The organism is Bradyrhizobium sp. FW305-F6, assembly GCF_058782905.1.
Window position 1 is genome coordinate 555,846 of record NZ_JBYSYD010000002.1, and the last position, 24,368, is coordinate 580,213.

The 24,368-nt window shown below is 64.9% G+C and carries 20 protein-coding genes; 11 read left to right on the forward strand and 9 right to left on the reverse strand.

Going from position 1 to position 24,368, the window contains the following annotated elements; genetic code table 11:
• Window positions 1-387: 387 nt before the first annotated feature.
• Both AC3WLX_RS13960 and AC3WLX_RS13965 read right to left on the reverse strand, forming a co-directional pair.
• Window positions 388-5,628, reverse strand: coding sequence for a beta strand repeat-containing protein (locus tag AC3WLX_RS13960; RefSeq protein WP_492336370.1), 5,241 nt, complete (start codon window positions 5,626-5,628; stop codon window positions 388-390).
• A gap of 415 nt (window positions 5,629-6,043) precedes the next feature.
• Window positions 6,044-6,307 carry a hypothetical protein gene (locus tag AC3WLX_RS13965; protein WP_291626143.1) on the reverse strand — a complete coding sequence of 88 codons (264 nt, stop codon included), beginning with the start codon at window positions 6,305-6,307 and terminating at the stop codon, window positions 6,044-6,046.
• Window positions 6,308-6,487: 180 nt separating this feature from the next.
• Between AC3WLX_RS13965 and AC3WLX_RS13970 the strand changes: the two genes are divergently transcribed.
• Window positions 6,488-7,720, forward strand: coding sequence for an SMP-30/gluconolactonase/LRE family protein (locus AC3WLX_RS13970; RefSeq protein ID WP_492336371.1), 1,233 nt, complete (start codon window positions 6,488-6,490; stop codon window positions 7,718-7,720).
• A 187-nt stretch (window positions 7,721-7,907) separates the two neighbouring features.
• Complete coding sequence (uvrA, locus tag AC3WLX_RS13975; RefSeq protein WP_492336372.1) at window positions 7,908-10,415, forward strand: excinuclease ABC subunit UvrA; 2,508 nt, start codon at window positions 7,908-7,910, stop codon at window positions 10,413-10,415.
• Between the two features lie 237 nt (window positions 10,416-10,652).
• On the opposite strand, the gene AC3WLX_RS13980 is transcribed toward uvrA, so the two are convergent.
• Window positions 10,653-11,126, reverse strand: coding sequence for a hypothetical protein (locus AC3WLX_RS13980; RefSeq protein ID WP_492336373.1), 474 nt, complete (start codon window positions 11,124-11,126; stop codon window positions 10,653-10,655).
• A gap of 340 nt (window positions 11,127-11,466) precedes the next feature.
• On the opposite strand from AC3WLX_RS13980, the gene glgC reads away from it, so the two are divergent.
• The 3 genes from glgC to AC3WLX_RS13995 are packed head-to-tail and all read left to right on the forward strand — an operon-like array spanning window position 11,467 to window position 14,479.
• Window positions 11,467-12,729: a glucose-1-phosphate adenylyltransferase gene (glgC, locus tag AC3WLX_RS13985; RefSeq protein WP_492336374.1), complete on the forward strand. Its 1,263-nt coding sequence runs from the start codon at window positions 11,467-11,469 to the stop codon at window positions 12,727-12,729.
• Window positions 12,726-14,180: a glycogen synthase GlgA gene (gene glgA / locus AC3WLX_RS13990; RefSeq protein ID WP_492336375.1), complete on the forward strand. Its 1,455-nt coding sequence runs from the start codon at window positions 12,726-12,728 to the stop codon at window positions 14,178-14,180. The genes glgC and glgA overlap by 4 nt, the downstream gene beginning before the upstream one ends.
• Window positions 14,181-14,218: 38 nt before the next feature.
• Window positions 14,219-14,479, forward strand: a complete 261-nt coding sequence (locus AC3WLX_RS13995) for a SemiSWEET transporter (RefSeq protein WP_291627218.1) — start codon at window positions 14,219-14,221, stop codon at window positions 14,477-14,479.
• Between the two features lie 6 nt (window positions 14,480-14,485).
• Here the strand turns inward: AC3WLX_RS13995 and AC3WLX_RS14000 are convergent, their stop codons facing one another.
• Entirely contained in the window at window positions 14,486-15,211 is a 726-nt protein-coding gene (locus AC3WLX_RS14000; RefSeq protein ID WP_492336376.1) for a Crp/Fnr family transcriptional regulator, read from the reverse strand.
• A 282-nt stretch (window positions 15,212-15,493) separates the two neighbouring features.
• On the opposite strand from AC3WLX_RS14000, the gene AC3WLX_RS14005 reads away from it, so the two are divergent.
• Together AC3WLX_RS14005 and AC3WLX_RS14010 are read left to right on the forward strand one after the other, a co-directional pair.
• Complete coding sequence (locus AC3WLX_RS14005; protein WP_492336377.1) at window positions 15,494-15,763, forward strand: DUF6894 family protein; 270 nt, start codon at window positions 15,494-15,496, stop codon at window positions 15,761-15,763.
• A 227-nt stretch (window positions 15,764-15,990) separates the two neighbouring features.
• Complete coding sequence (locus AC3WLX_RS14010; RefSeq protein ID WP_492336378.1) at window positions 15,991-16,650, forward strand: Crp/Fnr family transcriptional regulator; 660 nt, start codon at window positions 15,991-15,993, stop codon at window positions 16,648-16,650.
• 30 nt (window positions 16,651-16,680) lie between these two features.
• Here AC3WLX_RS14010 and AC3WLX_RS14015 read toward each other — a convergent pair whose 3' ends face one another.
• Entirely contained in the window at window positions 16,681-17,484 is an 804-nt protein-coding gene (locus AC3WLX_RS14015) for a DODA-type extradiol aromatic ring-opening family dioxygenase (RefSeq protein WP_492336379.1), read from the reverse strand.
• Window positions 17,485-17,637: 153 nt separating this feature from the next.
• Here AC3WLX_RS14015 and AC3WLX_RS14020 point away from each other — a divergent pair, with 153 nt between their 5' ends.
• Window positions 17,638-17,817 (forward strand): hypothetical protein, encoded by a 180-nt coding sequence (locus AC3WLX_RS14020; protein WP_036006694.1) that lies wholly within the window; start codon window positions 17,638-17,640, stop codon window positions 17,815-17,817.
• Window positions 17,818-17,824: 7 nt separating this feature from the next.
• Here AC3WLX_RS14020 and AC3WLX_RS14025 read toward each other — a convergent pair whose 3' ends face one another.
• Both AC3WLX_RS14025 and AC3WLX_RS14030 read right to left on the reverse strand, forming a co-directional pair.
• Entirely contained in the window at window positions 17,825-19,291 is a 1,467-nt protein-coding gene (locus AC3WLX_RS14025) for a carboxylesterase/lipase family protein (protein WP_492336380.1), read from the reverse strand.
• 72 nt (window positions 19,292-19,363) lie between these two features.
• Window positions 19,364-19,612, reverse strand: coding sequence for a hypothetical protein (locus tag AC3WLX_RS14030; protein ID WP_366865666.1), 249 nt, complete (start codon window positions 19,610-19,612; stop codon window positions 19,364-19,366).
• A gap of 191 nt (window positions 19,613-19,803) precedes the next feature.
• Between AC3WLX_RS14030 and AC3WLX_RS14035 the strand changes: the two genes are divergently transcribed.
• The 3 genes from AC3WLX_RS14035 to AC3WLX_RS14045 all read left to right on the forward strand — a co-directional run bounded on the left by AC3WLX_RS14035 (window position 19,804) and on the right by AC3WLX_RS14045 (window position 23,289).
• A complete protein-coding gene (locus AC3WLX_RS14035; RefSeq protein WP_492336381.1) occupies window positions 19,804-22,491 on the forward strand; it encodes a flavin-containing monooxygenase in 2,688 nt (895 codons plus the stop codon).
• A gap of 136 nt (window positions 22,492-22,627) precedes the next feature.
• On the forward strand, window positions 22,628-22,900 hold the full coding sequence (locus tag AC3WLX_RS14040; RefSeq protein ID WP_492336382.1) for a hypothetical protein: 273 nt from the start codon (window positions 22,628-22,630) through the stop codon (window positions 22,898-22,900).
• 83 nt (window positions 22,901-22,983) lie between these two features.
• Entirely contained in the window at window positions 22,984-23,289 is a 306-nt protein-coding gene (locus tag AC3WLX_RS14045; RefSeq protein WP_291630883.1) for a hypothetical protein, read from the forward strand.
• A 6-nt stretch (window positions 23,290-23,295) separates the two neighbouring features.
• Here AC3WLX_RS14045 and AC3WLX_RS14050 read toward each other — a convergent pair whose 3' ends face one another.
• Complete coding sequence (locus AC3WLX_RS14050) at window positions 23,296-23,451, reverse strand: hypothetical protein (protein WP_291630885.1); 156 nt, start codon at window positions 23,449-23,451, stop codon at window positions 23,296-23,298.
• A gap of 101 nt (window positions 23,452-23,552) precedes the next feature.
• The gene (locus AC3WLX_RS14055; protein WP_291630887.1) at window positions 23,553-24,071 is read right to left on the reverse strand and encodes a septal ring lytic transglycosylase RlpA family protein; all 519 of its coding nucleotides are present in this window, start codon (window positions 24,069-24,071) and stop codon (window positions 23,553-23,555) included.
• Window positions 24,072-24,368: the final 297 nt, after the last annotated feature.

Consider the following 24,368-nt stretch of genomic DNA (forward strand, 5'->3'; position numbering starts at 1 on the left):
GAGGTGTCCGGTGATCTCGACCAACCCCTGAGCGCCCAGGCGCATGGCGCCCAGCCGGCCCTCAGGGGCAAGTAAGAAGAAGGCCGCCAATAAGGAGGGTGGGCAGCAGCGCGGCCGGGATCGTGGCGGTGGCCAGAGCCACCTCCCCCGAAATCCCCTCGATTTGGCCGCGAATCAGCATTGCCGAACCCTTTTGAGCCCCAAATCCTCGGCCAAAACCGTTGACGGTTGGTTGCCGGGAGGCTCAGTCGGGTCATTTCTAGACGAGAAACGGCCGCATCTGCAACGCCAAAAGATGGTCAGGATAGCTGACCTGGCAGGTCCCGCGTGCCCCGGGCTTCAGGCCTGGAGCAGCGCCCCGCGGGATGATCGCGGGGCGCCGGGTGGTCAGGCATGCGCTACGACGAGCTGGGTCTGCACCTGCCCGCCGGGATCGCTGATCAGGCTGCCGCCTTGGCCGTCATTCGCCAGGGCAAAGTCGGCCGCCGTGTACTGGCCGAGCAGCGCCAGCGACACCGAGTGGGAGCCATCGGAAACCGTCAGCTTTCCGCCAGTGTTTCCGTCGTTGGCGACGTAGGCGATCGTCGTGGTTTCGCCGAACTCGATGTCGCCGAGATCCAGTTGATTGCCGTCCTGCCAACCGGAGAGGAAGCCGCTGAAGCCGGAAGCCTGGTCCAGCACCAGCGTGGCATCCGCCCCCGCAAAGGTCACGTTGTGCACCGAGGCGCCGGCAAAGGCGTGCAGCGTGCCGCTCCCGATCAGGGCACCGTAGCTTGCGCCGCCAACCCCGACATATTGCGTTCCGGACAGGATCACCGTGTCGGCGGCGATGCCATAGACGTACTGGCTGCCGCCCGCGATGGTAGTTGCGATCGTGGTGCCCCAGTCGATCTGAAGGCCGCCCGTGTTCAGCGTCGTGCCGATGGCCGTCGCACCCGCATAGACATTCTGCTCGCCGCCGTCATTGACCACGGTGTCTGTCGCGCTGCCATTGACGTGCTGCAGGCCGGCGGCGCCGACAGTGGTGTCGTCGGCGGTGCCGTAGACGTGCTGCGTGCCGCCCTCGATGGTGGTGCCGTTCGCCGCGGCACCATTGATGACGCGCTGCTCGCCGCCCGCCTCGATCGTCGTGTCAGTGGCAACACCACCGGACTGAACCGCCTGCTCGCCATGCAAGGTCACATTGTCGGCGCGGCCGAAGACCGAGAGCACGGCGCCCCCCTCCACGATCCCCGACGAGATCGCGCCCCGCACGACGAGCGCGGCACCGCTTTGGACCGTGACATCGGCGAAGCTGCCATCGTTGTCGATCGCCCAGGTGCCGCTCTGTACATCGACGTTCTCGATACCGGTACCCCTGCCCAGCGTTCCCTCCCCCATGCCAGACAGGATGAGAGTGTCGCCGCCGGCACCTCCGTCGACGATGCCCGAAACGGTCGAGCCCGCGACGAGGTTGATGGTGTCGTCGCCGGCTCCCAACAACACGTCGCCGGAGACGATGCCGCTGTTGGTAAAGCTATCGTCGCCGCCGCCCAGATCGACTGCCGCGCCACCCTTCGCGACCATCAGACCGCTGTTCATCAGCGTGTCGTCCCCCCCGTCGGCGAAGACGCCGCCGAGGATCGTGCCCTTGTTGGTGATGGTGTCGTCGAAGCTGCCGACGATGTTGATCGCCTCGCGGCCGACGATCTTGGCGATCATCGCGGCCGTGTCACCCTCGGAAACTCCGGTCGGTCCGAAGCCGTCGCCCCAGATGAGGCCCTCATTGTCGATAGTGGTCTCTGCAGAAGCCGGGCCGTTCGCGGAGTTGTCGACCTGGATCGCACGGCCGAAACCGTAGATCGTTGCACCCGCATAGTTGTTGATGATGCCGCCGCCGATCGCAACTCCTTCGGAGACGTTGGCCTCACCATTGTGGTAGCCGTTGGCGCCGAGGCCCCTGACCTGGCCAAAATTGTCGAGCGCCAAAAGGCCGTCGACATCGATTCCATCGCCGTCGCTGTCGGCGGCGTTCGCCGAGCGGCCGTCCATGACACCGTGGTTGGTGACATAGACGGTGTTCGCGACTGAGGCGTTGTTGTCGACGTTCACGGCCGAACCGTTGCGGCCCACCATGGTGGCTCCGGCCGCATTGTCGATCCTGGCGCCGCCCTTGCCGGTGATGGCATGGCGATTGCCTTCGATGTCGCCACCTGCGAGGTTGTTGAACGTGGCGTTCGGATTGCGGTCGTAGCTGAAGCCGTCGAGCCCGCCCTCGATGCGCCCCGCATTGTTCACGGTGTCGATCCAGCCGACCAGTGTCGCCCCCGCGGCGCCGCCGCGAATGACGCCGGTATCGAAGTTGTTCAGGACGAACTCGTCGCCGCCGAAATTATTGGCGTAGATTGCCACGCCACCGCTGGCGATCAGACCGGCATTGTCGATCTGGACATCGGCCGTAGGCGCGATCGCCGGGATGGCGCCGACATTGATCGTACCCGCCTTGCTGCTGCCGGCTCCCGATTGGATGACGCCGCCTTCCGCGTTCCTGAGGGTGACCTTCGTGTCGGGGGATGAGAGTTGCAGCGCGACCGCTGTAACCGCCGTTACGGAGATCTCGCCGGCGTTGTCGAGCGCCAGCATGCTGGTCGTATTGGAGGCATCGTTGGTGAAGTCCAGCCGCGCTGCGAGCTTGCCGCCTTGTTCGATCTGGAGCGTGTCGGTGTTGCTGATCTGGATCGCCGACGCCACTGCGGCGCCGCCCTTGATGACGATATTCGAGAACCCGCGCGCGCTGTCGGCCACCGACCAGGTGCCGCCTTCGACCAGCAGCTTCTCGACATTGGCGACGACCCCGACGCTCCCGAGACCGTCGCCGGACAGGTTGATCGTGTCGGTGCCGTCGCCGCCATCGATCAGGCCTGCGATCGTCGAGCCGGTGACGAGATTGAGGACGTCGTCACCAGCCCCCAACAACACGTCGCCGGAGACGATGCCGCTGTTGGTGGAGGTGTCGTCGCCGTCACCGAGATCGATCGCCGCCCCGCCCCTCGCCACGATCAGACCGCTGTTGTCAAGCAGATCAGCCCCACCATCGGTAAAGATGCCGCCGAGGATCGTGCCCTTGTTGGTGATGGTGTCGGCGAAGCTGCCGAGGATGTCGATGGCCTCGCGGCCCGCGATCCGGGCGTTCATCGCCGCCGCGTCGGCGGGATCGACGCCCTCCGGACCGTGACCTTCGCCCCAGATCAAACCTTCATTGTAGATCGTGGTCGCGCCGAGCGCCGCGCCGTTCGAGGAATCGTCCACCTGGATCGCGCGTCCGTAGCCATAGATGGACCCGTCGGCATAATTGTTGATTTCGCCGCCGCCGATGGCTGCGCCCTCGGAGACGTTGACCTCGCCGTTGTGATAACCGTTGGCGCCCACGCCCGCGACCAGACCGTAATTGTCGAGCTTGACCAACCCGTCGGCGTCGATCGCATCACCATCGCTGTCGTCGTATCCGGCGGACGCGCCGATGATCGTGCCGCGGTTGGTGATATTGACCGTGTTGGCAATGGTCGCGTCGTTGTCGATGTTGACGCCGGAGCCGTTGCGGCCGATCAGGGTCGCGTCGGCATCGTTGATGACGGTGATGCCCTTCTTGTTGGTGACGGCGTGGCGGGACGCCTCGATCAAGCCGCCGGCGAAGTTGTGCACGATCCCGCCGACGCTGCCGGTATAGTCGACCGCATCGCCGCCATAGTAACCGTTGGCAGTGTCGTCCACCGCCGACCGGATGATGCCGGAATTGTTGAGCAGCATGTTGGCGCCGCCGCGCACCACGTCGGAACTGGCCTGACTGTTGGTGATGATGCCGCCGGCGAGATTGTTGACGGTGACCGTGGAATCCTTGCCGACATCGGTGAAGTCCAGCGCGTAACCCACGCCCCCGTTCATCAGGCCGGCATTGTTCACCGTGACGACGGACCCGGAACCAAGGTATCGAAACCCGATGCTGCCCCAGGTCACGCCGGTCGCGGCATTGTTGAACGCGAACGAGCCGGTCACGCCGTTGGCGCTCGTCACGTGGTAGTTCGTACCATCGAGACCGATGCCACCGGCATTGTCGACAATCACTGCGCCGCCCGACCAGACGATCGCGCCGGCGTTGGAGCCATCCTGCGGATCCGGAACGGCGAGCGCCCCGCCCTGGTCGACTGTGAGGTGGTCGCCGTCGGCGAGGGTGAGCGGCGACGTGATGGTCTGACCGGCGCCGACGTGCAGCGGGTCGTCGTTGACGATGACACCGGTCGCGTCGATATAGGTCAGGACGATGGTGGTGTTGGTGCTGGAGCTTGCGTTGGTCAGATGCAGGGCGAAACTGTCGTTGCCTTCCAGCGTGACGTCGCCGCTGGTGGTGACGGTGACGGTGGCGGTGCTCTCGCCGGCCTTGATGACGCCGGAGAACGTCAACGGCGCCGTGCCGCCGAAGTCGGCAGCATCGGCGGAGCCAGACGAGATCACGCCGCTGAACGAAAGATCGCCGTCGGTGCCGTGGGTCCGCTCGACCACGAAGGTGAAGGTCCTGACGTCGCCGGCATCGCCTTCCGTTTGCGAAACCGTCAGCGAATTCTCGGCGAAGCCGAAGAACTGGACTGGGTCGTCGTTGACGATCGTAGTGTCCACAACCGCCTTGTCGCCGATATAGATAAGGCCGCCGGCGCTCGCGACCGCATCGAGCCTGGCGAAGAAATGCTCGTCCGGCTCGTAGGTGGTGTCGCCGCTGATATGGAGCGTCACGGTCGCGGTCGAGGCGCCGTCGGCGAAGCTGCCGCTGAATGTCGGCAAGACGCCGCCGAAATCGTCGGCGTTGGCGTAACCGTACATGCCGGACGCGTTGCCCACCGTGCCGGAGAAGGTCGTGACACCTGCGGTCGAACCGATGCGGGTCAACGTCAGCGTCAGCACCGTGTCGCCGCTATCGCCTTCGGTGACGCTCGCCGTGACGGAGGCGAACTCGATCTTTTGCGCGGTCGGATCGGCGGTGAAGGCCTGGGTCGAAAATGGCAGATCGGGGGTGGTGCCGTCTTGACTTTGGTCGTCATTGCCACCCTGCAGCTGCCAGTTCGCCGTGGCGTAGATGCTCTTCTTGTAGTCCTCGATACTGGCAAGGCTCGACCGGTCGCCGACATAGACGGCGATGTCGGGGCTGGTCGACATTTGCTTGGCGTTGACCCCGTTGGTGAGGCCGGTGCCATTGAGCGTGCCTCGTCCGAGGCTGGCGTTGAAGATGGAATTGGTGATGGCGGTCAGAAATACCGGATTGGAAGCGTCGCCTGTATAGGCATAGATGACTTCGTTGAGGTCGGCGATATCGCGCATGTTGGCGGTGTCAAACGCCACGGTTCCAATATTGGACGAAGCACTGCCGCCGGCGCCAAGACCGCTCATGCTGATAATCGTCCCGGCAGCGACGTCGGTGGTCGCAGTCCAGCTCCAGACGCTCTCGTCGGAGGCGAAGCTCGAGCCGTTCCAGGCGTTGTCGGTGAAATGGATGACGGTACCGGCCTTGATGTCGGAGAACGAGACGAAGGCGAGGCCGTCATCGCCGTCTGCGTTGAAGCCGGTGAATGCGATTGAGCCAGCAGCCAATGCGTCGGTCATGATTGTTTTCCTTGTTGCCGCCCACCAGACGGAGCTTCATGAATGATTGCGGCGAACCCTCCCCGGGAGCAGGCCAAGACGGCGGCGAACGGTCCCGTAACGGAAAACTCACCAAGTATCGTAATTCATGTTGCATAACGATATGTCTGTTACATGAAGGCTAAACAACACTTGGCGCTGGAATGGTCATCGCCGGCAATCGCCGCCGCCGCGGAAGATCCATCTTCTCATCAAGCGCACGCCCGGCAGGCTCATCGCAGGTCCCGCGCGAGCGGATTCCATTCAGATGTGCACGCAGCGAGAGCTTTGCAGCGCTCCTGTCATCTCAGGGTGTGGAATCGGCGTATTCCAGCCTGCCCGGATATCGCTTCGGTTCGAACTGCATCGGTCGCGCTGCGTCCAAACGTCTGCGCCCCTACCCCGCGCGGCGGGCGCGGGCCCTGGTCTCCCAGCGATTCAACATCTGGCCGAGTTCGCCGGCGGCCCCGGGCGTGGCAGTGCCGGCCTTCGCGATCTCGTTGGTGTTGGCCGGCGCATTGGCGGAGAGCCAATCCGGCTCGCTGTACTCGCGCCAGCGGCGTGCCTCCGCCCGCCTTTTCCGGGAGACGTAATCGCGCGTGTAATAGCCGGCCGCAAATGCGATCGCGAGAAGGATGACCAGGACGACGACTTGCACGATGAGCTCCGCCTTATCTTCCTACAGCACCCATCAATCCAAACGCATTCGAAGGTGACGAAATTGCGACCCGCGATCGCGCTGCGGTTTTGATTCCACCCCTCGCAACCGGCGACGGACCGGACTAACCTTCTGCTGCTCGGCCGGATCAACCGGCCAGTGGAACATGATCGGGAGGACGCGATGACACGCCAAGAGGCTCGTGACGAAGGGCTGCGTGCGCAGGATGCTGCGCTTTCACGACGAACGCTGGTCCGGGGATTGGCGCTCGGCGCCGCGGCAACGATGGCCGGCCCCGCGCTGGCTCAGACCGGGCCCGCAGCACCGCCGAGCACGGTCACCACACCGCCCCGCGATTTCGGCCCCCATGGTGCGCCAACCACTTATTTCTGGGACCCCGACATCATCGCGGTCGATCCATCCTTCAACGATCTCGCGCAGCCCAACACTGCGATCAAGCGTCTGTACACCGGCTTGCTGTGGGCCGAAGGCCCGGCCTGGAGCGCGCAGGGCCGCTATCTCCTCTGGAGCGACATTCCCAACAACCGGCAGATGCGCTGGACCGAGGACGACGGCCGCGTCAGCGTGTTCCGCTCGCCCTCCAACAATTCCAACGGCAATTCCTTCGACTTCCAGGGCCGCCAGCTCTCCTGCGAGCACCTGACGCGGCGGGTGACGCGCTACGAGCACGACGGCACAGCGACGGTGCTCGCCGACTCCTATCAGGGCAAGAAGCTGAATTCGCCGAACGACATCGCCGCGCATCCCGACGGCAGCTACTGGTTCACCGATCCGCCCTATGGCGGCCAGCTCTACGAAGGCGAGCCCGATGTGGCGGGCGGTCCGAGCAATGCCGGCGGCAAGCTCAATCCGCGGATCGGCCAGCCGGCCGGCTTCGTGCCGGGCAAGCGCGAGCTGCCGACCAATTGCTATCGCATCGATCCTTCCGGCCGTGTCGATCTCGTGGTCACCGAGGACCAGGTGCCCGATCCGAACGGGCTGTGCTTCTCGCCCGATTACAAGAAGCTCTACATCGCCTCGACCGGCAAAGGACCGGGCGATACCGGTCCAGGCGGCAAGGGCGAGATCTTCGTGTTCGACGTCGGCAGCGACAACAAGCTATCCAACCTGAAGAAGTTCAGCGATTGCGTGATCGATGGCGTGAAGTGCGGACCGGACGGACTACGCTCCGACGTCAACGGCAATCTCTGGGCCTCCAGCAATGCCGGCCGCGCGGTTGGCTACAGCGGCGTGACCGTGTGGTCGCCGGAGGGCAAGCTGCTCGGCCGCATCCGTCTGCCGGAAGTCTGCGGCAACGTCTGCTTCGGCGGCCCCAAGCGCAACCGCCTGTTCATGGCGGCGAGCCAATCGCTCTACGCCGTGTATACGGCGACGCAGGGCGCAGGGCCGGGCTGAGTTTCTTCCTCCATGAGCAAGAGCGCCGGCGTCTTTCGCCGGCGCGGCCTCTGTCGCGCAGCGTCTGCAGGGAAACCGTGCGCCGACACCGCGGCTGGGTGCGTGGAGCCCCAGCCCGCGCCCTGGCAACTCGGGACCCATCCTGCGATCCTGCCGTTGATCCCCCAGGGGAACCGGAGGAAGCGAGATGGACGACCGACCCAGACAACCCGGCCTGATGCAGGACGACGGCTTCGTTCACGTCCGCGGCGCGCGCGAGCACAATCTCAAGAACGTCGACGTCCGCATTCCCCGCAATGCGCTCGTCGTGTTCACGGGCGTGTCCGGGTCGGGGAAATCCTCGCTCGCCTTTGGAACGATCTATGCCGAGGCGCAGCGGCGGTATCTGGAATCGGTATCGCCCTACGCGCGGCGCCTGTTCCACCAGATGCAGATCCCTGAAGTCGACGACATCGAAGGCTTGCCGCCCGCGGTCGCACTCCAACAGCAACGCGGAGCGCCGACGACGCGGTCGTCGGTCGGCAGCGTCACCACCATCTCGAACCTATTGAGGATGCTCTATTCCCGCGCCGGCGACTATCCGCGCGGACAGAAGATGCTCTATGCGGAGTCGTTCTCGCCGAACACACCCGAGGGCGCCTGCCCGACCTGCCACGGCATCGGCCGGATGCTCGACGTCACCGAGAAGTCCATGGTGCCCGACGACACCAAGACGATCCGCGAGCGGGCGGTCGCGGCCTGGCCGAGCGCCTGGCAGGGACAGAACCTCCGGGACATCCTGACGACGCTCGGCTACGACGTCGACAAGCCCTGGCGCGAGCTGCCGAAGAAGGACCGGGACTGGATCCTGTTCACCGAGGAGCAGCCGACCGTCCCTGTTTATGCCGGCTACGACGCGGCCGAGGTCAAGCGGGCGCTGCGCCGCAAGGAGGAGCCGAGCTACCAGGGCACGTTCACCGGCGCCAAGCGCTACGTGATGCAGACCTACGCCAAGTCCGAGAGCGCGATGATGAAGCGTCGCGTCGCTCAGTTCATGATCACGCGGGACTGCCCGACCTGCCACGGCGCGCGGCTGAAGCCCGAGGCGCTCAAGGTCAGGTTCGCCGGCTTGAATATCGCAGAGATGTCGCACCTGCCGCTCAAGCAGTTGCACGAGGTGATGAAGCCGTTCGCAATCGCTTCATCGGACAAATCCGAGAAGACCGTCGTCGCCAGGCGAATCTGCGAGGATCTGTCGGCGCGGCTCGCCGTCCTGCTCGATCTCGGCCTCGGCTATCTCGCCTGCGAGCGCAGCACCCCGACGCTGTCGCCGGGCGAGTTGCAACGGCTGCGCCTCGCGACGCAGGTCCGCTCGAACTTATTCGGCGTCGTCTACGTGCTCGACGAGCCGTCGGCCGGCCTGCATCCCGCCGACACCGAGGCGCTGCTGCGGGCGCTCGACCGGCTGAAGCATGCGGGCAACTCGATCTTCGTGGTCGAGCACGAGATCGAGGTGATCAGGCAGGCGGACTGGCTCGTGGACGTCGGCCCCGACGCCGGCGAAGGCGGCGGCCGCATCCTCTACAGCGGGCCGTCGGCCGGCCTCGGCGAGGTCGAGAACTCGCGAACAGCGCAGTACCTCGCGCACCCGCGAAAGAAGCTGCCGACGATCCGCCGCGAGGCGAAGGGGCATCTCGAGATCAGGGGCGTGACCCGCAACAACCTGCGCGGCCTCGATGTCGACATTCCGCTGGGCGTCATCGCCAGCGTCACCGGCGTGTCCGGCTCCGGCAAGTCGAGCCTGATCAGCCAGTTCCTCGTCGAGACCGTCGCCGCGCATCTCGGCCACACGCTCGCCCCGGACGCCGATGACGACAGCCTGGCTCCGACGGTGGAGACGCTGGGCGGCAGGATCGTTGCCGGGCTCGACCAGATCGGCCGCCTCGTCGTCGTGGACCAGAAGCCGATCGGCCGCACGCCGCGCTCAAACCTCGCGACCTATACCGGCCTGTTCGACCACGTGCGAAAACTGTTCGCCGCGACACCGCAGGCCAAGTCCCGCCGCTACGATGCCGGGCGCTTCTCGTTCAACGTCGCCAAGGGCCGGTGTGCGATCTGCGAAGGCGAGGGCTTCGTCTCCGTCGAGCTGTTGTTCCTGCCCAGCGTCTACGCGCCCTGCCCGACTTGCAAGGGTGCGCGGTACAACGACAAGACGCTGGAGGTGAAGATCCGCGGCAAATCCATCGCGGACGTGCTGGCGATGCGGGTCGACGAAGCGTTCGACTTCTTCGAGGGCGATACAACGCTGAACCGCGCGCTGTCGGTCGTGCGCGAGGTCGGTCTCGGCTATATCCGCCTCGGCCAATCCGCAACCGAGCTGTCCGGTGGCGAGGCCCAGCGCATCAAGCTGGCCACCGAGCTGATGCGTCCGCAACGCGGCCACACGCTCTATGTTCTGGACGAGCCGACCACCGGCCTTCACCCGCGGGACGTCGAGCGGCTGATTGCCCAGCTCGACCGGATCGTGGATTCCGGCAACAGCGTGATCGTGGTCGAGCACGACATGGACGTCGTGGCGCACAGCGACTGGATCATCGATCTCGGCCCCGGTGCCGGTGACGAAGGCGGCCGTGTCGTCGCGTCGGGGACGCCCGAGCAGGTCGGCAAGGCTAGCGGGAAGACCGCGCCCTATCTGGCCCGCCGCCTCAAGCAGTAGCACCGGCCTACTCCACGGAGACGCCAACAACGCCCGCACTCGTCATGCCGAGCGCAGGCGCGGCCGGCACGGGGAGATCGACGATGCAGCCGCGGATGAAGGGACCGCGGGAATCGCATGCGCAAGGATGCGCGGGCTTCGCCTCGAGCCGGGCCCGCTGCATCTCGCCGCAATCGTGCTCATGCATTTAGCATGCATGAGCCTGATCGTGTGGCTGTCGTTTTAGCTACGTAACGCTCACCAGCCGCGGTAATAGTGACGGTGATAGACGCGGTACGGCCGGTGATAAGCCCGGTAAGGCCGGTAATAGCCGTAGCTGTAATACGGACGATACGGCCGGTAGTACCGCGGATAGGCCGGCGCGTAGCCATAGCCACCGTAATAGGCGGGGGCATAACCATAACCATAACCGTAGCCCGGATATCCGTAGCCGTAGCCTCCGTAGCCGTAGCCTCCGTAGTAGGGTCTGCCATAGTAGCCGTAAGGCGCGCCGCCGGCGATGGCGCCGCCGATGATCGCACCAGCTGCGAGACCACCGAGGGCAACGCCCCAGCCGCCGCCGCGCCAATGCACCGGCGTGACATTGTCACCGGCCGCAGCCTTCATCGTCGCAACATTCGTCGGCATCGGGCCCGCCGTGGCCTGCCCGACCTGCGCCGCCATGACCGCGCCGGCCAACGAACAGGCAATTGCCGTCTTCCAGATTCTCATCGTCCTACTCCCTGTCTGACCTTTCGCTTGGAAAGAGGATCGCAGCGTCATGATCGGGCATCCTTGCGCCAAGTCAAAGCCCAGAAAAGCCCTCACTTTTGCGTGCACCGCACAAGACGCTGCCTCCGTTCTGATCAACCGTGCCCGGCGGCGACGACCTCGACGCCCGCGACACCGCACGATGACGGCCGAGGCCTGAGTCACCCGGCAAGGCATTAAGCTTCCGGCCCGATCGCAACCATCAACCATCTTCACGATTTACTATTCGTAACGTTACTATCAGTTCCAATGAGCGCGGCCGGGAGGCTTCTCGCGAGCGCCAGAGTTGTGGGAGAATGACATGAGTGCCGCGAGACCCGAGCCGCTTGCCCGTCAGGCGCTGGCCTTCGTCCTGGCCGGCGGCCGCGGCAGCCGGCTCCTGGAGCTGACCGACCGGCGCGCCAAGCCGGCGGTCTATTTCGGCGGCAAGTCCCGCATCATCGATTTCGCGCTCTCCAATGCTGTGAATTCGGGCATCCGCCGTATCGCGGTCGCAACGCAATATAAGGCGCACAGCCTCATCCGGCACCTTCAGATGGGCTGGAACTTCTTCCGCCCCGAACGCAACGAGAGTTTCGATATCCTGCCCGCCAGCCAGCGCGTCTCCGAGACCATGTGGTACGTGGGCACGGCGGACGCCGTGTACCAGAACATCGACATCATCGAGGCCCATGCCTGCCGCTTCATCGTGGTGCTGGCCGGCGACCACATCTATAAAATGGATTACGAGGTGATGCTGCGCCAGCACGTCGAGAGCGGCGCCGACGTCACCGTCGGCTGCCTCGAAATGCCGCGGTCGGAATCCTCCGGTTTCGGCATCATGCATATCGACGAGAATGGCTGGATCAAGGAGTTCCTGGAGAAGCCGAAGGATCCACCACCGATGCCGGGCAAGCCGGACGTGTCGCTCGCCAGCATGGGTATCTACGTGTTCGACGCCAAGTTCCTGTTCGACCAGCTCAAGCGCGACGCCGAGGATACGAACTCGAACCACGATTTCGGTAAGGACTTCATTCCCTACCTCGTCAAGAACGGCCGGGCGATGGCCCACCAATATTCGACGTCCTGCGTCCGCTCGGGCAGCGACCCCCGCGCCTATTGGCGCGACGTCGGCACAGTGGACGCCTATTGGGCCGCCAATATAGACCTCACCGACGTGGTGCCGGAACTCGACCTGTTCGACCGCGCCTGGCCGATCTGGTCCTATTCCGAGATCACGCCGCCGGCGAAATTCGTTCACGACGAGGAGAGCCGGCGCGGCCAGGCGGTGAGCTCTCTGGTCTCGGGCGGCTGCATCATCTCTGGCGCCTCGCTGCGCCGCTCGCTGCTGTTTACCGGCGTGCGCATCAACTCCTATGCCAATGTCGAGAACGCCGTGATCATGCCCTATGTGAATGTCGGCCGCGGTGCTCGCCTGCGCAACGTCGTGATCGACCGCGGCGTCGAGATTCCGGAGGGCCTCGTGGTCGGCGAGGATCCCGAAGTCGATGCGCAGCGCTTCCGCACGACCGAGCAGGGCATCTCGCTAATCACCCAGCCGATGATCGACAGGCTCAATACATGACGCCTGTTCGCGTCCTCGCGGTCGCCTCTGAAGTCTATCCCCTCGTCAAGACCGGCGGCCTCGCAGATGTCGCCGGTGCACTGCCGGCCGCGCTGAAGGCGCATGGCGTCGAGATGCGCACCCTGATGCCCGGCTATCCCGACGTGCTGCGCCTGCTGTCGAACGCCGAGGAGCTGCGGCGCTGGCCGGATTATTTCGGCGGTCCCGGACGGCTGCTGGCGGCATTGCATCACGGGCTCGATCTGTTCGTGCTGGACGTGCCGCATCTCTATGTGCGGCCGGGCAACCCCTATGTCAGCGCCGAAGGCGTCGACTGGGCGGACAACGGCGTGCGCTTTGCGGCGCTGTCGCGCGTGGCGGCCGATATCGGCCACGGTCTCGTGCCCGCTTTCGTCCCCGATGTCGTGCATTCCCATGATTGGCAGGCGGGACTCGCTCCGGCCTATCTGCATTACGACAACCGGCCGCGGCCCGGCACCGTGATGACCATTCACAACATGGCCTATCAGGGCAAGTTCGCCCCCGAGTTGATCGGATCGGTCGGCCTGCCCTTGCACGCCTTCAACGTCAACGAGCTGGAATATTTTGGCGGCATCAGCTTCCTGAAGGCCGGCCTGCAATTCGCCGATCGCATCACCACGGTGTCGCCGACTTACGCGCGGGAGATCCAGAGCGACGAAGGCGGCATGGGATTCGGAGGGCTGCTGCGCACACGCGCGAACGTGCTCAGCGGCATCCTCAACGGCATCGACGTCGAGGTGTGGAACCCGCAGAGTGATCCGCACATCGCCTATCGCTTCGGCGCGGAGGACCTGACCTTCCGCGCCGCCAACAAGGCGGTGCTGCAGCAGCAGTTCAACCTGGATTCCTCGGACGAGGCGCCATTGCTCGGCGTCATCAGCCGGCTGTCGTGGCAGAAGGGGCTCGATCTCCTGCTCGAGGCCATCCCCACAATCTTGCGCGAAGGCATGCAGCTCGCGCTGCTCGGCAGCGGCGACCGCGACCTGCAGGATCGCTACCAGTCGGCCGCCCGCGCCAATCCCGGCCGGGTTGGCGTCGTGATCGGCTATGACGAGATCCTGGCGCATCTGATCCAGGCCGGCTCGGACGCGCTCGTCGTACCCTCGCGGTTCGAGCCGTGCGGCCTGACCCAGCTCTGCGCGCTGCGTTATGGCGCCGTGCCGATCGTCTCCCGCGTCGGCGGCCTCGAGGACACCATCGTCGACATCGGCGAAGCCGATGTCTCCGGCCACGATGCCACGGGATTCAAGTTTGCCCCGGTGACGGCGGATGCCCTCGCCGGCGCACTGCGCAAGGCCAACATCGCCTTCCACGACAAACTGACCTGGCGCCGGCTGCAACGCAGCGGGCTTGCGACCGACGTCTCCTGGCGTGGCCGCGCCGGCGACTATGCCGCGCTCTATCGCGGGCTGATGGCGGCGCGCGCCTGAGGCGTGAGCGTCATCGAATCCATGCTATAAAGCCGGCCATGGAACCATTCGTGATCAAGCTCATCGGCTTTGCCGCCGCCACCTGCACCACCGTGGCCTACGCCCCGCAGGCCATCAAGGTATGGAAGACCCGCTCCACCGGCGACATCTCGCTCGGCATGTTCCTGGTCATGGTGCTCGGCATCGCGCTCTGGCTCGTCTACGGCCTGCTCTCCGGCGATGCGCCCCTGGTCGCAGCCAACGCCGTGACCATGGTGCTCGCCGGCGGCATCCTTGTGATGAAGCTCAGATACGGCTGAACTTCATCATGCTCCTGATTCTTCGCCGGTCGGGAAACGAAGTCGCTTGTATTGCAGCTTCACCGCGCGATAGCATTCGCAGGTCGCCTTGTTGAGCTCGGCGACGTTGACGATCTCGATGAGACCGCGGCTGAATCGAATGACGTTGGCCTGCTGAAGAGCGTGGGCGACAAACGAAACGCTGTTTCGGCGAACGCCGATCATCTCCGCCATCAATTCCTGCGTGAGCTTGAAGCGATCACGGCCGGATAGATCCCGAACCCTCAGAAGCCATCGCGCCAATCGCGCTTCGACGGTATGCGATGCATTGCAGCCCACGGATTGCTGGGCCTGAACGAAGAGGGCTTGGCTGTGACGCGTCAGGTTGTCTCGAAACGCAGCATTCTCCTGGGCGAGAGCACGCAGGCGGGCAGCCTCGACCAGCAAAGCCGAACCGGGCACCAATACAACAGCGTGAACCAATGCCACGGGCTCGCCCAAGACGCCAAAGGTGCCCAAGATGCTGTCGGAGCCGATCAGCGCCACCTCGATCCGTTCGCCCGCTTCAAGCTCGACAACCAGAGAGACGACGGCCGTGAGCGGAAGATGGGCCCACACGACGGTCTGACCAAGCTCGATCAGCGAAGCCCCTTCCAGAAGCTCGACGGCCTTGAGATGTGGGCGAATGGCCGCGAAGTCGGCCGGACTCAGCGACTTGAGAAACGCGTTCTGAAGAGGATCCGTTGACGGCATCAAATTCTTCGGAAGAATTCACGCGACAACCATAGCGCGACGGCGCACCGAACGAAATCGGTAGAATAGCCTTTATATGCACTGTGGCGTGCGCATGATCGGCGCTCGCCAAAAGCTCTTTGCCACGACTCGACTCCCGCGGGCGACAATCTCGAATTGTCCGCCCGAATTCACTTGCTTTTGCCGTGACATGCGCCCAGGGTTTTTATGTGCGTTACCGCACATAATTCGGCGGACCCGGTTGGACTAACCGATACTCCTCGCGACCGCTCGGAGCCGATCATGCCCCACCATTACTTCCGGATCACCAACTGCGACGGCGGCACGATCGAGCATCTGGCCGAGATCGCGGACATGGAATCGGCGTGGACCGAAACGACCAAAGTGTTCGGAGATCTCGCCCGCGGCTGCGGGCTCAAAAAAAATGCCGAATGGCGGATCGAGCTTCTGGGCCCGGGAAAGCAGCCCCTATATCGGATCCGGCTGCTCGCCGAGACATGTGAAGCCGCCGCCTCCGCTTGTCGTACCGCGGACAAGGGCGAGCCCTACTGACGTTTGCGACCGCAGTCCGGCGTCTCTTATGTCGAAATTTGACACAGTGAAAAAAAGACTCGCTATGTGCGGTAGAGCTCTTACCGTTGACCGATTATCGGATATCCGCATAAGGCACCGATAGCTGAGAGTTCTTTGCGCTCCCGCCTGTCCCCGGGAGTGGCAAAATGAAGAACCTCTTATTGAGGCAGCTGTCCGAGGCCGATCTCAAGATCCTCGAGCCGCATTTGAAGACCGTCGCCTTCGCGCAGCACTCCCTGTTGTTCGAAGCCGATCAGGAGATTCGCTCCGTCTACTTTCCCGCCGGCGCAGTGATCTCGCTGGTTGTGACTCTTTCGAGCGGCGAGATGATCGAGACCGCGATGGTCGGCATCGACGGCGTCGTCGGCGCCGCCGCCGCGCTGGACGGGCGGATGTCTCTCTGCCGCGGCATCGTTCAGCTCGGCGGAAACGTCGTCGTCTGCAATATCGACGCCCTGAAGTCGGCCGCGCTGCAGAGCTCCCGGCTGTTGGCGCTCCTCATGCGGCACGAGCAGGCCGTCTACGCCCAGGCGCAGCAGTCCGCAGCGTGCTTCGCCTCGCACAGCGTCCAGGCCCGGCTCTGTCGCTGGTTGCTGCGCGCGCGCGATCTATCCGGCAGCGACCAGCTTCAGTTCACGCAGGAATATCTCGGGCAGATGCTGGGCGTTCGGCGATCGAGCGTGACCGTGGTGGCGCGCACCCTGCAGGCGGCCGGCCTCATCCGATACGCGCGCGGCAAGATCAGGATCCTGGATGCCGAGGGGCTGGAGGAAGGCGCGTGCGAATGTTACGCCACCGTCCGGGCTCGCTATGAGCAATTGCTGGGAACGGACACGACGAAACGGATCGACGCGATCTCGTCGTAAAGCGCGATCGCCAGCCGGCGAGCGCGCTATTCAGGACCGGCCGCCGAACACATACGATGCCATCGCGACATTTGCCACCTCGTCGACGAAGACGCGTTTGCCCCTGTCGCTGCCGGCAGCGCCGGCCGCCACCATCAGCGGCAGCAGATGGTCCTCGCGCGGATGCGCGAGGCGCGCGCTCGGAGCGCTCTCCCAATCCACCAGCATCGCGTTGCGGCGGGCCGGATCCGGGTTGCTGATCGCCTCGTTGAGATAGGCCTCGAAATCATACGAGACCGGCTTGGACTCCGGCCGGTTGAAGCCGCGCATGTTGTGATAGGTCAGCCCGCTGCCGACGATCAGAATGCCCTCGTCGCGCAACGATGCGATCGCCTTGCCGACCTCGACGTGCTCGGCGGCATCATAGCTGGACTTCAGCGACAGCAGCACGATCGGCATATCGGCATTCGGATACATCAGCCCGAGCGGCACGAAGGTGCCGTGATCGAAACCCTGATCGGCATCCTCGCGGCAATCGACGCCGGCCTGCGCGAGCAGCGCCTTCACTCTTGCCGCGAGCTCGGGCTTGCCGGGCGCCGGATATTTCAGGCGGTAGGTATGCTCGGGGAAACCGTAATAGTCGTACACCATCGGCGGATGGGCTGAGGTGGACACGGTGAAGGCGTCGGCCTCCCAATGGCCGGTGATGACCAGCGCGGCCTTTGGCCTCTCGGGCAGAAGTTGCGGCAGGTTCGCGAACGCCTCGGCAGTCCTGGCATATTGCACCCGCCTGTCCTCCATGAAGGGCCAGGGGCCGCCGCCATGCGACAGGAAAAGGGTCGGAAATCGCGTCATGGGACTCGGCTCGTCGACAGGCGCGTGCGAGCAGTCCGCACGGTCGGCGCCGAGCATAGGCAAAGCCGCATGGTTAGCAAGCCGTTAACGATTTGCCGCTCAGAATCCCCGGCGTGGCCGAAGCAGTCGGCCTGAAGCCAAGTGAGACGTGAGATGAGGAAGTTTGCGCTGGGGGACGTCGTCAACAGTGACAAGGGCCGCCGCGGTGTCGTCCGCGCCGCCTTCAAGTCGCGGGACGGCCAGCAGTTCTACGCCGTCGAGAAGGACGGCGCGATGGATTATCTGGAGGAAGACCGGCTGAGCCCGGCGCCGCGCGTCGAGCTCGCCGCGTAACTCCAGCTCATTTCCCGCCCTCATTTTCGAGCCGGTCGAGACGCTTCGCCAGCGGATCGTCGCCGCTCGCGATGCCGTCGTTCGTGATCAGCAGCAGGCGATCGCTGCCCGCAGCATCCCAGCGCGGCAGCCCGGCGCCGTTGGGATCGCCGCTTCTGGCGAAGTTGATCCAATAGGCGCGGATGCGGCCTGCGACCTCGCGATCACGCCGCGACAGGATGCCCGCACCGGGCACGCCTTCCGCGCCGAAGACAAACTGCAGCTCCCTTCCATGGCCGCCTTCCGGATTCGCGCGCCGCGCCTCCGGCACATAGGCGAAGCGATAGCGAAAGGTTGGCGCGCCGCTTGACGCATGCAGCCGGGCCAACCGCCGCACCGGCTCGGAGAACACCTTGTCGGTGTAGACCCTCGCAGCGAAATCGGAAGGTCCGACGACATCTGCATACAGCTGGCGCATCTCATCGGTGACGATGCCGGACGAAGCAATATCCTTCTCGATATCGGACCAGCCGTCAGAACTTGTCTCGTCGTCGTTCGAGCCGATGATGAGAGGAATGCGGATTTGGTGTCCGGCGGTAAAGCCTGCGACGAGGTCCTCGGTCACGAGACGCCCATCGATCATCGGCGCAAAGCTGCGCGGCGATTGCTCCAGCAATTGGCGTTCGGCGGCGAGCACGCGCCGCAGCTCGGCTGCGCGCCAATCCGTCGTCGGCCCGAGCGCGGCCGCGAACTGCCGGCCCACGGCCTCCGCCTCCTCTGCCGAACGCAGGCGCGCGCGGCCGGGCACCGATTGCAGAATGGCTTTCTGGAAGAGATCGCGCGCCGGCGCGGACAGCATCAGCAGGGCGATCGATGTCGCGCCTGCACCGCTGCCAAACACGGTGACGTTGCCCCGATCGCCGCCGAAAGCCGCGATATTATCCTGCACCCAGTTGAGCGCGGCGATCTGGTCCATCAGGCCGTAATTTCCGCCGCCGTCCGGAAGCGCGGGATGGGCGAGCCAACCGAGAGCACCGAGGCGATAATTCACGGTGACCACGATGAGACCCGCCTGCGCCAGCCTGGCGCCATCGAACAGCGGGTCGTTCGCGGTGCCCCTGACGAAACCGCCGCCATGGATGAACACCATCACCGGCAATGGGCCATCGACCCCGAACGGCCGGAACACATTCAGCGTCAGGCAATCCTCGCCGGCATCGGTCCGTGCGGGCTGAAGGCACGGCGCGCCGAACGCGTAGGCGGTGCGCATCTCGGAACTGCCGGCCGTCGGTTGCGGCGCGCGCCAGCGCAACGCACCGAGCGGCGGAGCCGCGTAGGCCAGTCCCTTGAAGGACGCCACCTCGCCCTCCACGGCGCCGAGCATTTGCCCTTCACGCGTCAGCGCGAAGGGAAACTGTCCGACCGGCTGGGCCATGGCCGAGCCGGTGCAGCACGGAACTGCGGCAGCCACAACGAATGCAAGCAAGGCTCGCATCTTCGAACGATCTCGATGAAGGGTCGGGCAGGTTATGTTCAGAGTCGTCTGCGAAGCAAGCCTCGCGCCTTGCTAATCGCGCTTTGCGAGAATCTCCGCCAGCGCGCGGCGCGCGACGATGCCGAGTTCGCCGAGCGTTGAGTGTCCCGCCTGCGCCGCCTCGATCAGCCGCTCGGCGATGAACCTGCGGCTGTCGTGATCGCCGCCATGCGGCAGCTGCCGGCATGTCTCTTCGAGCACGACATCCATGTTCGCTTTGGTTCGCTCACTCAACTCTGTCATGACGGCCGTACGGTACGCGTGGCTTGTAGGCGCAAGCATACACAGAAGGATGCGCGCTGATTACCCCGGGCTACCACGGCCATTGTGCATCGCGGTGCGTGTGGTGCCGCAATCCTTTGCGCCGTCCGATGCCGCCGCAGATGATCACCCTGGGATTGCACTTGCTGTAATGACAAGCTGAACCTGCGGGGATAGCCTGCCGGCAAAACAAAACATAAGGGAGGAATGCCATGCCTGACGCAATGGTTGCTACACGTGCCTCCGATGAGCGCGGAACCGCTCAGCAGGTCGACGTCGCCGTGGTCGGCGCCGGATTTTCCGGCCTCTATCTTCTCCATCGCCTGCGCAGGGCCGGCTTCTCCGCAGTCGGGCTCGACGAGGCCGGCGACGTCGGCGGCACCTGGTACTGGAACCGCTATCCGGGCGCACGCTGCGACATCCAGACCATCGACTACAGCTACACGTTCGATCCCGAGCTCGATACGGCCTGGACCTGGTCGGAGAAATACGCCACCCAGCCCGAAATTCTGCGCTATCTCGGCTTCGTGGCCGACCGCTATGATCTCAGGCGCGACATCCGCTTCAAGACCAAGGTCACGGCAGCCACCTGGGACGAGACGGCCGAACGCTGGCTCGTCACCACTGACAACGGCGCGCCGGTCTCCTGCCGCCATTACATCATGGCCACCGGTTGCCTCTCCGCGCCGAAGCCGCCGGAAATCGACGGCGTCAAGGATTTCAAGGGCGAGGTCTATTTCACCGGACGCTGGCCGCATGACGGCGTCGATCTGACAGGCAAGCGCGTCGGCGTGATCGGCACGGGCTCCTCGGCGATCCAGTCGATCCCTGTGATCGCCGAGCAGGCTGCGCATCTGACCGTGTTCCAGCGCACGCCGAACTTCGCACTGCCGGCGCATAACGGCCCGGCGCCGGCGGACCGCATGAGCCTGTTCGAGAGCGACCGTGCCGCCTATCGCGAGCAGGCGCGCCAGTCGATGGCGGGCGTGCCCTACCCGCAGCAGACCGTCGTGAGCTGGCAATTGAGCGATGCCGAGCGTCGCGAGCGGTTCGAGCGCGCCTGGGCAGCGGGCGATCTCGTCCACATCCTGAGCCAGCTCTGGGCCGATCAGGCCGTCGATCTCGACGGCAACAAGATCGTCCAGGACCTGATCCGCGAAAAGATCCGCGCGGCCGTGAGGGATCCCGAGACCGCCGCGGCGCTGACGCCGGATGATCATCCGTTCGGCGCAAAGCGTCCCTGCCTCGATACCAACTACTACGCGACCTACAACAGGCCGAACGTCACGCTGGTCAACCTGCGCCAGGAGCCGATCAAGGCGATCACCGCGAGCGGCATCACCACGACCAGGCGTAGCGTCGACCTCGACGTCATCGTGTTCGCGACCGGCTTCGACGCCATGACCGGCGCGATCCGCGCCGTGCACCCGATCGCCGGCCGCGGCGGCAAGTCGCTCACCGACGTCTGGGCCCAGGGGCCGCAGACCTATCTCGGACTCACGGTCAAGGGCTTCCCGAACTTCTTCATGATCACCGGGCCCGGCAGCCCGTCGGTGCTGTCGAACATGGCGGTGTCGATCGAGCAGCATGTCGACTGGGTGGTCGATCGGATCGCCGGCTTACGCGATGCCGGATTCACCACGATGGAGCCGACCGAGACGGCGCAGGCCGGCTGGAACAGGCACATGGCCGACTGCGCGATGCTGACGCTGCACCGGCTCGCCAACACCTGGTACACGGGCGCCAACGTGCCGGGCAAGGTGCAGGGCCTGATGCCCTATACCGGCGGCGTCGGTCCTTATCGCAGCATCTGCGACGAGGTGGTCAGCCGCGGCATGCTGGGCTTCAAGCTCACCGGCCCCGATGGCGCCGTGCAATGCAACGACGGCGAGGTGGTGCGGCTCCAGCCGGACGTGCGGATGGTGATGAACCTGCTGGCGTCGCTGAACCTGCCGCCGATCGAGTCGATGGGCGCGATCGGCGCGCGCGCCTTCGTCAACGAGTTCAACAAGGGCCGGCCTGCGGGGCGGCCGATCGGCGACATCGTCGACGGCACCCTGCCCATCGCCGACAGCACGCTGCCTTACCGCGTCTACAAGCCGGCGACGCCGGGACCGCATCCGGTCGTGGTCTATTTCCACGGCGGCGGCTGGGTGCTCGGCGACGAGCAGTCGGACGAGCCGTTCTGCCGCGACATGGTGCGGCGGACCGGCATGATGTTCGTCAGCGTCGGCTATCGTCATGCGCCGGAGCATCGTTTCCCCACGGCTGCCGAGGACGGCTACGCGGCAGCACGCTGGATCGCCGAGCACGCTGCCGAACTCGGCGGCAAGCCCGGGCCGGTCTCGGTCGCCGGCTGGAGCGCCGGCGGCAACATCGCCGCCGTGACCTGCCAGCTCGCACGCGACCGCGGCGGACCCGACATCGCTGGCCAGCTTCTGGTCTGCCCGGTCACCGACTGCACGTTCGACCGGCCCTCCTACAACGACAACGCAGTCGGCTATTTCCTGACGCGCTCGCTGATGTACTGGTTCTGGGACCTCTACTGCTCGCCGGCCGACCGCACCGACCCACGCGTCTCGCCGCTCCGTGGCAAGGTCGGCGGCCTGCCACCGGCCTTCGTCGTCACCTGCGAGTTCGATCCCCTGCGCGACGAGGGTATCGCCTATGCCGAGGCCATGGCCGCAGCTGGCGTGCCGGTCGAGCAGCTCAAGGCGCGCGGCCATTTCCACTCGTCCTTCGCCATGGTCGATGTGGTGATCACCGGCGTGCCCGGCCGGGTGCAGATGGCGGAAGCCTTGCGGCGCTTCGCCGGGCTCCCGCCCAAGGTCGGCAGCAGTGACGAAAACAACAAGGGCAACGCCAGCCCGGGGCTCCGGATCGCGGCCGCCGCGAGCTGATGCACCGACAAGGCCGCCGGGAACTTGTTCCCGGCGGCTGCGTTGTGTGGTCGTGGCATTGTGATACAGCGACAGGTGTATCGGCCCCGGCACGCGAATCCGTGTGCTGGGGTCGTCTTTTGCGTGAGGACCAGGCATGGGGGACGTAGTCGGGGATTCGAAGGTCGATTTCGGCGCGCTTGCGGTGCTGCATAAGTGGCCGTCGCTGGCAAACCAGCGTCAGCCTGACCGGGAGCCCTATCAGGTCATCGAAGGCACGCTTGACCAGTGCATCTCGGCCTTCATGCAGAAGCCGCCGACGACGCGGCACCTCTATGAGATCCACACGACGGCACAGCCGCCGCTGGTCACGGACATCCTCTCCCCCGAACACGTCATCGAATTATCGCGCCTGAGAGAATTTCTCTGACGGCATCGCAATCTCGCGACAGGAACCTTCTTCCGGATCTCCCCGTTGTCAGGGATCGGAAGCAAGGACGTGAGCGCATCGAGATGCTTGACGCCGGCCTACCATCACCGATCGTTCCTTACGGGGCGGACCAGACCCTATTCGTGGTGATCGATCGCCGCGGTGAGGCTACCGAAGTTCCTGTCGAGCGAAGCGATCTCGAAACCACGATCGGCGAGCTCGTCGCCGGCTGCTTCAACGATCCCGTCAAGGTGCTCTCGTTCAACACGCTCGAACATTGGATGAAGGACATCTCGACCGATGTCGCCGGCGAGATCCGTGCCCGCTGCGAGATCGATGGAATTGAGCTTCCCGACTATCTCAGCGATTTCGTGGAAGGCCATTCCTGAGGAGCTTTAGTTGCGGCAGCGCTTGCCGGCGATGACTTCGATTTCGCGGCGGCGTTCGCCCGCGAAGGTCAGGAGCTTTTCGATCGTCGACGTATCCGTGATCCGCTTGGCGAGCCGCTCGGCGCGCGCGGCCTGATCTTCGAGATACTGGATCGTGTTCAAGCGCTGCCCCCCGAAAGCCCCGAATTGCGTGGGAAGCCATGGTGCTCGAAAAGCCGCTAACAGCCGGTTAAGCGGCTGCGTCGGCCTCGACGCGCTGTGATCTATTGCACGACCTCGAGCCTGACAGTGGTGATGCCCTTGTCGACCATGCCGAGCGCTTCGGCGGCGGAAGGCGAGACGTCGACAACGCGTCCGCGCACGAAAGGTCCGCGATCGTTGACCCTGACGGTGACGAAGCGGCCTGAGGACGTGTCGGTGACGCGCAGCTTGGTGCCGAACGGCAGCGTGGGATGCGCCGCGGTCAATTCGTTCTTGTCGAACTTCTCGCCGCTCGCTGTCACCGTATCCGAATAGAAGCTGGCGACACCGTGCGCCGTCGTTTGCTTTGCCTCACCATTCCCAGCGCGCGCCCGGCTGATCGGGCGCGGATGCAGCGCGGCGACCCTGTGCGGGCGCTCCACTGCGGCCTGCCGGCTGGTGCCGGCAAGATCGGCCTTCTGGCGGCCGACCGGCGCCTGCGCGCAGGCGGCCAGCGATGCTGCGACGACGACGGCGAGCAGCAGCCGGCATGAGGTTGTGAAGGAAATCCGGGCCGTTTCGGTACGTGCAATGCGAGACATGGTACGCCCTCCGAACGGCCCGATTTTCGGTGGGCAATGAGGGCAGAACCTTGTCGGAACAAAAGCGGCTCTAGGACCGCCGTCGTTTCGCGTCAGCTGTGGCGATTTCACCACAGTGACTTGTTCTGAATCGGGACAGAGCGCGTCAGGCTCGCGCCTTATCCCCGCTTTACAGGCAAGGCGATCGCATCTGATTTGTGCAGAGGTCGTCATGCCCGGGCTTGTCCCGGGCATCCACGTTCTTCGTGCCGCCGACAAGACGTGGATGGCCGGGACAAGCCCGGCCATGACGATGTG

Excerpts from the sequence above, each read along its gene's own strand:
- AC3WLX_RS13995 (WP_291627218.1), top strand. The coding sequence starts at position 14,219 with ATGGAACCATTCGTGATCAAGCTCATCGGCTTTGCCGCCGCCACCTGC.
- AC3WLX_RS13980 (WP_492336373.1), bottom strand. The coding sequence starts at position 11,126 with ATGAGAATCTGGAAGACGGCAATTGCCTGTTCGTTGGCCGGCGCGGTC.
- AC3WLX_RS14025 (WP_492336380.1), bottom strand. The coding sequence starts at position 19,291 with ATGCGAGCCTTGCTTGCATTCGTTGTGGCTGCCGCAGTTCCGTGCTGC.
- AC3WLX_RS14055 (WP_291630887.1), bottom strand. The coding sequence starts at position 24,071 with ATGTCTCGCATTGCACGTACCGAAACGGCCCGGATTTCCTTCACAACC.
- AC3WLX_RS13960 (WP_492336370.1), bottom strand. The coding sequence starts at position 5,628 with ATGACCGACGCATTGGCTGCTGGCTCAATCGCATTCACCGGCTTCAAC.
- AC3WLX_RS13970 (WP_492336371.1), top strand. The coding sequence starts at position 6,488 with ATGACACGCCAAGAGGCTCGTGACGAAGGGCTGCGTGCGCAGGATGCT.
- AC3WLX_RS14045 (WP_291630883.1), top strand. The coding sequence starts at position 22,984 with ATGCTTGACGCCGGCCTACCATCACCGATCGTTCCTTACGGGGCGGAC.
- AC3WLX_RS14000 (WP_492336376.1), bottom strand. The coding sequence starts at position 15,211 with ATGCCGTCAACGGATCCTCTTCAGAACGCGTTTCTCAAGTCGCTGAGT.
- AC3WLX_RS14005 (WP_492336377.1), top strand. The coding sequence starts at position 15,494 with ATGCCCCACCATTACTTCCGGATCACCAACTGCGACGGCGGCACGATC.
- glgA (WP_492336375.1), top strand. The coding sequence starts at position 12,726 with ATGACGCCTGTTCGCGTCCTCGCGGTCGCCTCTGAAGTCTATCCCCTC.
- uvrA (WP_492336372.1), top strand. The coding sequence starts at position 7,908 with ATGGACGACCGACCCAGACAACCCGGCCTGATGCAGGACGACGGCTTC.
- AC3WLX_RS14020 (WP_036006694.1), top strand. The coding sequence starts at position 17,638 with ATGAGGAAGTTTGCGCTGGGGGACGTCGTCAACAGTGACAAGGGCCGC.
- AC3WLX_RS14030 (WP_366865666.1), bottom strand. The coding sequence starts at position 19,612 with ATGCTTGCGCCTACAAGCCACGCGTACCGTACGGCCGTCATGACAGAG.
- AC3WLX_RS14015 (WP_492336379.1), bottom strand. The coding sequence starts at position 17,484 with ATGACGCGATTTCCGACCCTTTTCCTGTCGCATGGCGGCGGCCCCTGG.
- AC3WLX_RS14040 (WP_492336382.1), top strand. The coding sequence starts at position 22,628 with ATGGGGGACGTAGTCGGGGATTCGAAGGTCGATTTCGGCGCGCTTGCG.
- glgC (WP_492336374.1), top strand. The coding sequence starts at position 11,467 with ATGAGTGCCGCGAGACCCGAGCCGCTTGCCCGTCAGGCGCTGGCCTTC.
- AC3WLX_RS14035 (WP_492336381.1), top strand. The coding sequence starts at position 19,804 with ATGCCTGACGCAATGGTTGCTACACGTGCCTCCGATGAGCGCGGAACC.